Annotated in this window: 11 protein-coding genes; 2 read left to right on the forward strand and 9 right to left on the reverse strand. The window is 49.0% G+C overall.

Annotation, left to right across the window (positions count from 1 at the left end; genetic code table 11):
- Positions 1 to 13: 13 nt before the first annotated feature.
- The 8 genes from BM021_RS09220 to BM021_RS09255 form a co-directional block, all read right to left on the reverse strand.
- Complete coding sequence (locus tag BM021_RS09220; protein ID WP_090720748.1) at positions 14 to 319, reverse strand: hypothetical protein; 306 nt, start codon at positions 317 to 319, stop codon at positions 14 to 16.
- Positions 320 to 353: 34 nt separating this feature from the next.
- Positions 354 to 1,229 (reverse strand): succinate--CoA ligase subunit alpha, encoded by an 876-nt coding sequence (gene sucD, locus BM021_RS09225; protein ID WP_090720749.1) that lies wholly within the window; start codon positions 1,227 to 1,229, stop codon positions 354 to 356.
- 15 nt (positions 1,230 to 1,244) lie between these two features.
- A complete protein-coding gene (gene sucC / locus BM021_RS09230; RefSeq protein WP_090720750.1) occupies positions 1,245 to 2,429 on the reverse strand; it encodes an ADP-forming succinate--CoA ligase subunit beta in 1,185 nt (394 codons plus the stop codon).
- 91 nt (positions 2,430 to 2,520) lie between these two features.
- Positions 2,521 to 3,888 (reverse strand): NAD-dependent succinate-semialdehyde dehydrogenase, encoded by a 1,368-nt coding sequence (locus BM021_RS09235; protein WP_090720751.1) that lies wholly within the window; start codon positions 3,886 to 3,888, stop codon positions 2,521 to 2,523.
- Between the two features lie 86 nt (positions 3,889 to 3,974).
- Positions 3,975 to 4,349, reverse strand: coding sequence for a hypothetical protein (locus BM021_RS09240; RefSeq protein ID WP_090720752.1), 375 nt, complete (start codon positions 4,347 to 4,349; stop codon positions 3,975 to 3,977).
- Positions 4,346 to 5,653 carry a Xaa-Pro aminopeptidase gene (gene pepP, locus BM021_RS09245; RefSeq protein ID WP_090720753.1) on the reverse strand — a complete coding sequence of 436 codons (1,308 nt, stop codon included), beginning with the start codon at positions 5,651 to 5,653 and terminating at the stop codon, positions 4,346 to 4,348. Before pepP ends, BM021_RS09240 begins: the two co-directional genes overlap by 4 nt.
- 40 nt (positions 5,654 to 5,693) lie before the next feature.
- Positions 5,694 to 6,392, reverse strand: coding sequence for an N-acetylmuramate alpha-1-phosphate uridylyltransferase MurU (murU, locus tag BM021_RS09250; protein ID WP_090720754.1), 699 nt, complete (start codon positions 6,390 to 6,392; stop codon positions 5,694 to 5,696).
- Between the two features lie 16 nt (positions 6,393 to 6,408).
- Positions 6,409 to 7,413, reverse strand: a complete 1,005-nt coding sequence (locus tag BM021_RS09255; protein WP_090720755.1) for an aminoglycoside phosphotransferase family protein — start codon at positions 7,411 to 7,413, stop codon at positions 6,409 to 6,411.
- A gap of 219 nt (positions 7,414 to 7,632) precedes the next feature.
- Between BM021_RS09255 and BM021_RS09260 the strand changes: the two genes are divergently transcribed.
- Both BM021_RS09260 and BM021_RS09265 read left to right on the forward strand, forming a co-directional pair.
- Positions 7,633 to 7,935: an accessory factor UbiK family protein gene (locus BM021_RS09260; protein WP_090720756.1), complete on the forward strand. Its 303-nt coding sequence runs from the start codon at positions 7,633 to 7,635 to the stop codon at positions 7,933 to 7,935.
- A gap of 80 nt (positions 7,936 to 8,015) precedes the next feature.
- Positions 8,016 to 9,521, forward strand: a complete 1,506-nt coding sequence (locus BM021_RS09265; RefSeq protein ID WP_090720757.1) for a YifB family Mg chelatase-like AAA ATPase — start codon at positions 8,016 to 8,018, stop codon at positions 9,519 to 9,521.
- Between the two features lie 125 nt (positions 9,522 to 9,646).
- On the opposite strand, the gene BM021_RS09270 is transcribed toward BM021_RS09265, so the two are convergent.
- On the reverse strand, positions 9,647 to 9,782 hold a 136-nt coding region (locus BM021_RS09270), incomplete at its 5' end, for a transposase (protein WP_177186349.1).

Consider the following 9,782-nt stretch of genomic DNA (forward strand, 5'->3'; position numbering starts at 1 on the left):
CAATCTTATAAACTTATTTTTTCATATTGCACATTGCAAACCCGTCATCCCACCCCATGCGGTATTGATCATCCTTGTCGTAACGATTGAGATCTTTAAAGGCCCAGCTCGTTCTTTTGGCCGTTTCACAACCATCGATATAGCCTTGCTGCGTGCTCACCGGATAACCGGTCAGATTGTATTTAGGTTTTGCACTTTCAGGTAACGGACCTGCCGGGCGTTCGGGTTTTCTTGCCGGAAGCTGGTACTTTGGCTGAACTGCGCAAGCGGAAACAATTAACACGACAAAAATGATTAAAAACGATAAACAATAACGCATAAGTAAATGCCTTTGATAATTGCCAGAAATTACACTACAGAACCGATTTCAACAGCTTACCCATTTCAGCCGGATTGCGGGTGACCTTTATGCCGCAGGATTCCATCACTTCCAGCTTTTCTTGCGCTGTGCCCCTGCCGCCGGAAATAATCGCGCCGGCATGCCCCATCCGCTTACCCGGCGGCGCTGTCACACCGGCGATAAATCCCACCACCGGTTTCCGCATATGATCTTTCACCCAGCGCGCGCAATCCTCTTCGTCCGTTCCGCCGATCTCTCCCACCATTAGCACCGCATCGGTTTCATCGTCATCATTGAACAATTGCATGACATCGAGGTGTTTCAGTCCATTCACCGGGTCGCCGCCGATCCCGATGCAGGTGGACTGCCCTAACCCAAGTGCCATCAATTGCGCGACCGCTTCATAGGTTAATGTACCGGAGCGTGAAACTACCCCAATGCGGCCTTTTTTATGGATGTACCCTGGCATGATGCCAATTTTGATTTCATCCGGCGTAATGATTCCGGGACAGTTAGGGCCGATCAAGCGAGTCTTCTTGCCCTGCATTTTGTAGCGGGTGCGTAGCATATCCCGTACTGGGATACCTTCGGTAATACAAATCACCAAATCCAGTTCGGCTTCCACAGCTTCATCAATGGCTGCTGCAGCAAAAGGCGGCGGCACATAAATGACTGAAACATTCGCACCGGTTTGCTGTTTGGCTTCCTTGACCGTAGCATAAACCGGAATGCCTTCAAAATTCTCACCCGGCTTGCGCGGATTCACACCGGCGACAAAACAAGCCTTGCCATTCGCGTAATCACGGCACATCCGGGTATGAAATTGTCCGGTTTTACCGGTAATGCCCTGGGTCATGACTCGGCTGTTGCGATTAATCAAGATAGACATAATAAGCGAACTCCTTTATGACTGAGGTGAGGATGATTTAGCTTTAGTCGCATTAACCGCTTTCTGCGCCGCATCGGCCATATTATCCGCCGAGATGATCGGCAAGCCGGAGTCAGCCAGAATTTTTTTTCCAATCTCTACATGAGTGCCTTCCAGGCGCACAATCAATGGCACAGCGAGATGCACATCGCGAGCTGCCATGACAATGCCCTGTGCAATCACATCGCATTTCATGATGCCGCCGAAGATATTGACCAGAATGGCTTGCAGCTTGGGATTGCTCAGCATCAACTTAAACGCCTCGGTTACTTTCTCCGCCGTTGCACCGCCGCCGACATCGAGAAAATTAGCGGGATTTCCGCCATACAATTTGATGATATCCATCGTAGCCATCGCCAGCCCGGCCCCATTCACCAGGCATCCGATATTGCCATCCAGCGAAATATACGATAGCTCATGCTTAGACGCTTCAATTTCGAGTGGATCTTCCTCATCCAGATCGCGCAAAGCGACAATCTCAGGGTGACGGAACAACGCATTGTCGTCAAAATTCATTTTGGCATCGAGGGCCATTACCTGCTGCTCGGCGGTTAATGTCAAAGGATTAATCTCCAGCAGCGACGCATCGGACTCATCAAAGGCCTCATATAAACTTTGCAATAAAGTTACCGCCTGCGGCAAGTTTTGGGCAGGAATACCGATTTTTTGTGTAGCTTCTACAGCCTGCTGCTGACTGAGGCCCGCGATCGGATCAACATACACTTTATGAATTTTCTCAGGCGTTTCAGCCGCCACTTTTTCAATTTCCATGCCGCCTTCCGAGCTCGTGATCAGACACACGCGCTGGCGGCTGCGGTCTACCACCATGCCGACATAGAATTCCTTCTCGATAGGCACCCCCTGCTCGATAAAAAGTCGGTGTACTATCTGTCCTTCCGGGCCGGTTTGATGAGTAACCAAGCGCATATTCAGAATTTCGCTTGCGCGCTGCCGTACCTCATCCAACGACTTAGCCACTTTCACTCCACCACCTTTACCCCGCCCGCCTGCATAAATCTGCGCCTTGACAACCCATACCTTGCCGCCCAATTGCTGCGCAGCACTGACCGCTTCGTCAACACTGAAACAAGCAATACCTTTCGGAGTGACAACGCCATATTTTTGCAAAATCTCTTTTGCCTGATATTCGTGAATTTTCATAGGCACATCCCCATTCTCAGTTTTAAATAATTCAAATTCACACTTAATCTGAAGCAGAAGCTTGGCTGCCTCATCAGAGGCTTGATCGACGCTATTTAATCCATACGGTTTTGATATTCACAAACTCACGGATGCCGTGATAGGACAACTCTCTGCCATATCCTGAATCTTTAACACCGCCAAATGGCAAACGTGGATCGCTTTTGACGATGCCATTGACAAAAACACTACCGGCATGAATTTGCCGCGCCAACGCTTCACCCCGAACCGTATCGCGCGTCCATATACTGCCTCCCAGACCAAAAGGCGTAAGGTTAGCCAATCTGATCGCTTCTTCGGTATTTTTTACGCGCACTATCGCAGCAACAGGACCAAACAATTCTTCATCAAAGGCTGGCATACCGGGACGAACATGATCCAGAATCGTCGGTGCATAATAATAAGCACCTTGCGTTCCCATAAAGGAACCGCCGATTACGAGTTTTGCGCCCGAAATCAAACTTCGCTCAACTTGCGCGTGTAATTGTATGCGCAAATCTTCACGTGCCAGTGGCGCAATACCGGTAGCGTCATTTTTCGGATCACCGCTGTGCAGTTGATCGACCAGAGTTTTAAAGTGCTCTACAAAGGAATCAGCAATAGAGTCCAAGAGAATGAAACGTTTGGCGGCAATGCAGCTTTGCCCCATATTTTGAAAACGAGCCAATAAGGCTTGCCTGGCTGTCAATTCGATATCTGCATCGTCAAACACAATAAAAGGATCCGATCCACCAAGCTCGAGTACGCATTTTTTTAAATGCTGACCAGCAATGGCGGCTACCCGGCGCCCTGCAGTACTGCTGCCAGTCAGGGTAACAGCGGCAATCCGCTTGTCAGCAACCACCGCTTCAGCCTGCTCAGCAGTGATCATCAAGGTACGAAAAGTATGGGCTGGAAATCCGGCTTGCTGAAATGCATCTTCCAGTGCAAGGGCGCAACGCGGAACATTCGATGCATGTTTTAACACAACAGTATTCCCTGCCATCATCGCTGGCGCAGCCGCGCGAATTAATTGCCAGAATGGAAAATTCCACGGCATAATGCATAACACTGTGCCTAAAGGCTGATAAACAACCAGGCTGCGGCTGGCATCGGATGCGATCATCTCATCACTGAGATAGGATTGCGCATGGTCTGCATAATGATCACAGCCGATGGCACATTTCTCTACTTCCGCCCCGGCTTCTTTTAATAATTTTCCCATCTCATCCGTGATCAGATTGGCATAATCCTCACTGTTCTGACGGAATACCTGCGCAAGGTTTCGCATCATTCGTGATCTCTGCTCAAAACTAAGCGCAGCCCAGCCGGTTTGCGCAGACTCAACCTGACTCAACACCGTATTGATTTCGTCAGTTTGCCATGTAGCAAAGGATTGCAGGGTTTGACCGGTCGCTGGATTGATTGACAACATCGACATGGGAAGGATCCTCAGAAATTTAATATAATTTTAACAGTGCAAATTTCAGCAGAATATACCAACTATACCAACGCTATCTCAAAGGGTTATTTCTTTTGCTTACCTGAATGAACTTCTGTTTCTTCAATGATCTGCGCATCTTCGATGACCACCGCTCGATCAGATTCAGTTTGCCGTTTAAAATCATTTAAATCATCCGGTTGATGCATCGTACTTTCAAAATTCCTGCGCAACCACCAGAATCGTATGCCAATCACCACGACAGCCACTAGAAGTAAAGTAAGAAAGGCCGCAAAAAAGAAAACGCCTATAAGCACCAGGACAACCACAACCGGAATGAGCATCGCGTAGGTAAGCCAGCGGTGCATGGTAGAAATCGGCACGCGCTGATATTCTCCTGATTCTTTCTGGTGATATTCAGAAACCTTGTCGATAATAATTTTCCTCTCTTCATCGTTCATTGCATCAACTCCTCTATTTCGGCTACCATTTTGGGCGCTGCCGCCGTTAAAAGTTCATGACCCGTCTGGGTGACAATGACATCATCTTCAATTCGAATTCCGATATTCCATAAATATTCTGGAACATTATCTGCCGGACGGATATAACAGCCCGGTTCGACGGTCAGGGCCATACCAGGTTGCAATAAGCGCCACTCGCCTTTTTGCTTATACTCACCGACATCATGCACATCCATTCCCAGCCAATGCCCGGTTCGATGCATATAAAAACGTTTGTAATCCCCTGACTCCAGCACTGCATCCACGCTGCCCTGGCATAATCCCAGATCGATAAAACCTTGCGCCAGCACACGCAATGCAGCCTGATGCGGATCATTCCAGGTGTTTGTTGGTTTCACTTGGGTAATGGCTGCAGCCTGCGCAGCCAATACCAATTGGTAAACATCCCTCTGCACAGCAGTAAATTTGCCATTCACCGGAAACGTCCGGGTAATGTCTGAAGCATAGCCGTCCAGCTCGCATCCGGCATCAATCAATAGCAAATCATCTGCTTTCAGCTCGGCATCGTTCTCAACATAATGTAACACACAGGCGTTGGCACCGCCCGCTACAATGGATGTATAGGCAGGTGCTTGGGCACCATGCCGGTAGAAGGTATAAAGCAATTCAGCCTCGATCTCGTACTCTCGCATTCCCGGACGAGTCGTCTGCATCGCACGCTGGTGCGCTTGCACTGAAATGTCTGCCGCACGCTGCATAATTTGCAGCTCGTCAGTACTTTTGATCAGGCGCATTTCATCCAGCAATACGCGGCAATCCTGAATTTTTCCCGGTACAGTGACACCCGTGCGAGTTTGTTCACGCACTCGATTCAACCAGCCGACAATGCGCTGATCCCAGGCAGGATCCAATCCCAGTGCGACATGAATAGCAGGCTGATCAGCTAATAGTTGGGGAAGTAATTCATCCAGTTTGGAAATGGGATAAGCCGCATCAAAGCCAAACATTTCTCTGGCCGCTTCTGGACCATAACGGTAACCATCCCAAATTTCACGCTCCTGGTTTTTTTCACGGCAAAATAAAATATGCTTTGCCGGCGTTTTGTCTGTCTCTGCAATAATTACCAATACTGCTTCGGGTTCACGAAACCCCGTCAAGTAATAAAAATAACTGTCAAATCGATAAGGATAATGCGCATCACGGTTACGCAACCGCTCCGGCGCTGTCGGGATAATAGCGATCCCGGATTGCATTCTGGTTGCCAGAAGTTGTCTGCGCACGATAAAAGGTTGAATTTGTGTCATAAATGCATGCCTTGAGTTTCTAAACTGATCCAATTATTGATCATTCTGATTGGCATTTGAGTTGCTGATCCAGTAATTCAAGCCGCTCCGGCGTTCCCACATCGACCCATTGCCCGGAGAAAAATTCGCCACTAACTTTTTTTTCTTGCATTCCCTGCCGCAGCAGTGGTGCCAGTTTCACTGGCAGACCTGGTTTCACCGTATCAAAAAGCTGTGACCGATAAATACCGATTCCGCTAAAAGTCAGCTTATGGTTGCCTGTCAGTGTCACCTGATCTCCATGCAGGGCAAAATCGCCTTCGCTATGATGCGGTGGATTACTGACCAGCACAAGATGTGCAAGTCCCTGGTTGGTACTCGATTGCATCGCATCCATTTCTGGTAGCAGCAGTGCATAATCCATCGCACAATAAATATCCGCATTGATGACCAGAAATGGCAAATCACTAGATTGATTCGTCAGCAACGGCAAAGCATTGGCGATTCCGCCAGCCGTTTCCAGAACAATTTTTTCAGGTGAATACCGAATGTTAACACCATATCGCTCGCCATTGCCCAAAGCATTTTCGATCATTTCTCCAAGATACGCATGGTTAATGACGATATCGGAAAAACCCGCGCGCGCCAGGCTTCTCAATTGATATTCGATGAGTGCGTGTCCGCCCGCCTTCAACAAAGGCTTGGGCACAGCATCCGTAAGCGGCCGCATGCGTTCTCCGCGCCCTGCCGCGAGAATCATGGCCTTATAAGGAACGCTAGAAAGTATAGCCAATTTTCGGGCCTGGCTCGATGGGATCTAACTCATCCAGCAAATTCAGTAATGGATACAATTCCCGGTAGCGTTCGCAAGCCTTGCGCAAATAGGCCATCACCAAAGGCATATCGTTCAGATAAGCCGCTTTACCGTCACGGTAGTTCAGGCGGGCAAAAATGCCCAGCACTTTGAGGTGGCGTTGTACGCCCATCCATTCAAAATCCCGGTAAAATGCGGCAAAATCAGCTGATACTGGCAGCCCCGCCCTGCGGGCTTTCTCCCAATAGCGAATCGTCCAGTCCAGAATGCGCTCTTCATCCCAATGGATATAAGCATCTTTGAATAACGACACCAAGTCATAAGTAATTGGACCATACACGGCGTCCTGAAAATCAAGAATGCCGGGATTGGGAGACGCCACCATCAGATTTCGCGAATGATAGTCGCGATGCACCAGCACTTTCGGTTGCGCGAGATTATTTTGTAGAATCTGGGTAAAAACAGTCCGAAAAACTCCTTGCTGCTTCTCTGACAAACTTATCTGCAAATGTTTTGCGATATACCAGTCAGGAAACAAGTTGAGTTCTCTTAGCAACAACGCTTCATCATAATCCGGCAAATCTTTTACCTGCTGCGACAATTGTATTTTGACGAGCGCATCAATCGCATCATTATAGAAATGACCGGCTCTACCCGGCTGGTTATTGAGCGCCTGCAAGAAAGTCGTATTGCCCAGATCAGACAGTAACAAGAAACCATCATTCAGGTTCTTTGCCAATATTTCCGGCACATGCACACCGGTTGCAGCAAGAATCTCCGCCACTTGCAGAAATGGCGCGCAGTCTTCATGTTGCGGCGGTGCATCCATCACCACCAGCGACTGATCATCAAAGGAAACGCGGAAATATTGCCGGAAACTGGCATCCGCTGATGCCGGCTGCACAGTAAATGGCCGTGCCGGGAATTGCTCTTTAATCCAATTGCCAAGTAATTGTATGCGTTCCATGCATGTATTCAGAAATTAACCGCTAAAAAAGCTATTAAAAAGTATTCACCTATTCATCGATTGAGGGTAGCATGACACAGTCCTCAGCCTTAAAACTGGAACGCTGCGTCATAACAGTGGATAATTCGATGCAATAGAGAAGATCATTGTGAAATTTTACCATGTAGCCGCCATAGCCGGCTGATCAAGCAGTGAGTTCAATCAACCAGGAGAACAACGATGCTTAACAAAAATATTATCGATGAAATCAACACTAAAGTCAGCGAGATACTGCAACACAGTCCAGCCAAAGACATCGAGAAAAATATGAAGGTCTTGTTATCAGGCGCTTTTAACCGGCTCGATTTAGTCACTCGTGACGAATTTGATGTGCAGCAGGAAGTATTGCAGCGCACGCGTGAGAAATTGCTGCTTCTCGAAGCCAGAGTTTCTGAACTGGAAGCACGGTTGAGTCAAATCATGCGGCAATCCACTGTGCAAAGCGAAGAGTCCGGCAAAGAGGGTGACCTCAATCAATGTTAATGCTACAGTTGGCCTCTTTGAATTAATACCTGCCCCGTACCCTGCGATTACAGGACTACCTACAGGACTACCTTACGCAAATGTCACTCGCTGTCCTGTATAGTCGTGCACTCTCAGGAATGCAAGCACCATTGGTGACAGTGGAAACGCATATCGCCAACGGCTTACCAAGCTTTACTATCGTTGGACTTCCTGACACTGAAGTCAGAGAAAGCAAGGATCGCGTCAGAGCAGCCCTGCAAAACGCACAATTCAAAATTCCTGCGCAGCGTATCACCATCAATCTGGCCCCTGCTGATCTGCCCAAGGAGAGTGGGCGTTTTGATTTGCCCATTGCACTGGGTATTCTGGCGGCGACCGGACAAATCCCCAAAGACAAGCTAGATCAATATGAATGGGCAGGTGAACTGGCTTTAACGGGTGAACTGCGTCCGATACACGGCGCGCTGGCGATGACTTACAGCGCGTCCCAGTCTGGCCGCAGCTTCGTGTTACCGCAACAAAATGCCGCTGAAGCCGCGCTGGTAAAAAAATCCACGATTTATGCAGCCAAATCACTGCTGCAAATATGCGCCCACCTGAGCGGCAGAGAACCTTTACCCGTCTACCAGCATACCGTCGGTAATGACATTCGAGTGAATGATGCAACTGATCTTGATGAAGTCAAAGGTCAGGCACATGCAAAACGTGCTTTGGAAATTGCCGCCGCCGGCAGTCACAGCCTTCTAATGATCGGCCCGCCCGGTACCGGAAAATCCATGCTGGCAGCACGCTTTCCCTCTATCTTGCCGCCGATGACCGAAGCGGAAGCGCTGGAATCCGCAGCCATTCAATCACTCAGTTACGGCAGCTTCAATATCGAAAACTGGAAACGCCGCCCTTTCCGCTCGCCTCACCATACCGCCTCTGGCGTAGCCCTGGTGGGCGGTGGTAGCCACCCTCGCCCGGGTGAAATTTCACTGGCGATGCATGGCGTGTTATTTCTGGACGAATTGGCAGAGTTCGACCGCAAGGTCCTCGAAGTGCTGCGCGAACCGCTGGAATCGGGAAAAATCACCATCTCAAGGGCAGCACGACAGGCTGAATTCCCGGCGCAATTTCAACTGATTGCTGCCATGAATCCCTGCCCCTGTGGCTATCTCGGACATCCCAACGGCAAATGCCATTGCACCCCCGATCAGGTTGCCCGCTACAGGGCGAAAATCTCCGGCCCATTACTGGATCGCATCGACATGCAAATCGAAGTTCCGGCGGTGCCGCAGCAGGAACTGATGCAACAGCGCTTGACCGACGAAAAAAGCAGCGTAATCCGCCAGCGGGTTGAGCAATCTCATCAACTGCAACTTAACCGGCAGAATAAAACCAACGGCCGCCTGAGCGTCAAGGAAATCGATCAATTCTGCGCCTTAGACACTACCAGTGAAAACCTGCTCAAACAAGCCATCAACCACTTGAACCTGTCCGCGCGTGCCTATCACCGCATTCTCAAAGTAGCACGAACGATTGCGGATTTATCAAGAGTTAAGAAAATCAGCAATCAACATATTGCAGAAGCCATTCAATACCGTAGACTGGATAAAAATTAAGATACTGAGACCATTGTGATTCTACCGAGTTAATTCTGCAAGAAGTTAAATTACCTCCGGCAAAGCCGGAGGCTTATTGGGTGAGCGCCTCAAAGGCGCCCTAAACCATGAGCCGCCCAAGGCGGCTAAACGTCCAATTTCATTTGGTCGTAGCGTTCATCCTCATGTTCTTGGTTGCGGATATACGCCCTGACTATCCCCTCATCAAGCCCGACCGTCGAAACAAAATACCCTCGAGCCCAGAAAACCTCGCCAGTGAAA

The organism is Nitrosomonas sp. Nm166, assembly GCF_900112825.1.
Classification (GTDB): domain Bacteria; phylum Pseudomonadota; class Gammaproteobacteria; order Burkholderiales; family Nitrosomonadaceae; genus Nitrosomonas.

Excerpts from the sequence above, each read along its gene's own strand:
- BM021_RS09220 (WP_090720748.1), bottom strand. The coding sequence starts at position 319 with ATGCGTTATTGTTTATCGTTTTTAATCATTTTTGTCGTGTTAATTGTT.
- sucD (WP_090720749.1), bottom strand. The coding sequence starts at position 1,229 with ATGTCTATCTTGATTAATCGCAACAGCCGAGTCATGACCCAGGGCATT.
- sucC (WP_090720750.1), bottom strand. The coding sequence starts at position 2,429 with ATGAAAATTCACGAATATCAGGCAAAAGAGATTTTGCAAAAATATGGC.
- BM021_RS09235 (WP_090720751.1), bottom strand. The coding sequence starts at position 3,888 with ATGTCGATGTTGTCAATCAATCCAGCGACCGGTCAAACCCTGCAATCC.
- BM021_RS09240 (WP_090720752.1), bottom strand. The coding sequence starts at position 4,349 with ATGAACGATGAAGAGAGGAAAATTATTATCGACAAGGTTTCTGAATAT.
- pepP (WP_090720753.1), bottom strand. The coding sequence starts at position 5,653 with ATGACACAAATTCAACCTTTTATCGTGCGCAGACAACTTCTGGCAACC.
- murU (WP_090720754.1), bottom strand. The coding sequence starts at position 6,392 with ATGATTCTCGCGGCAGGGCGCGGAGAACGCATGCGGCCGCTTACGGAT.
- BM021_RS09255 (WP_090720755.1), bottom strand. The coding sequence starts at position 7,413 with ATGGAACGCATACAATTACTTGGCAATTGGATTAAAGAGCAATTCCCG.
- BM021_RS09260 (WP_090720756.1), top strand. The coding sequence starts at position 7,633 with ATGCTTAACAAAAATATTATCGATGAAATCAACACTAAAGTCAGCGAG.
- BM021_RS09265 (WP_090720757.1), top strand. The coding sequence starts at position 8,016 with ATGTCACTCGCTGTCCTGTATAGTCGTGCACTCTCAGGAATGCAAGCA.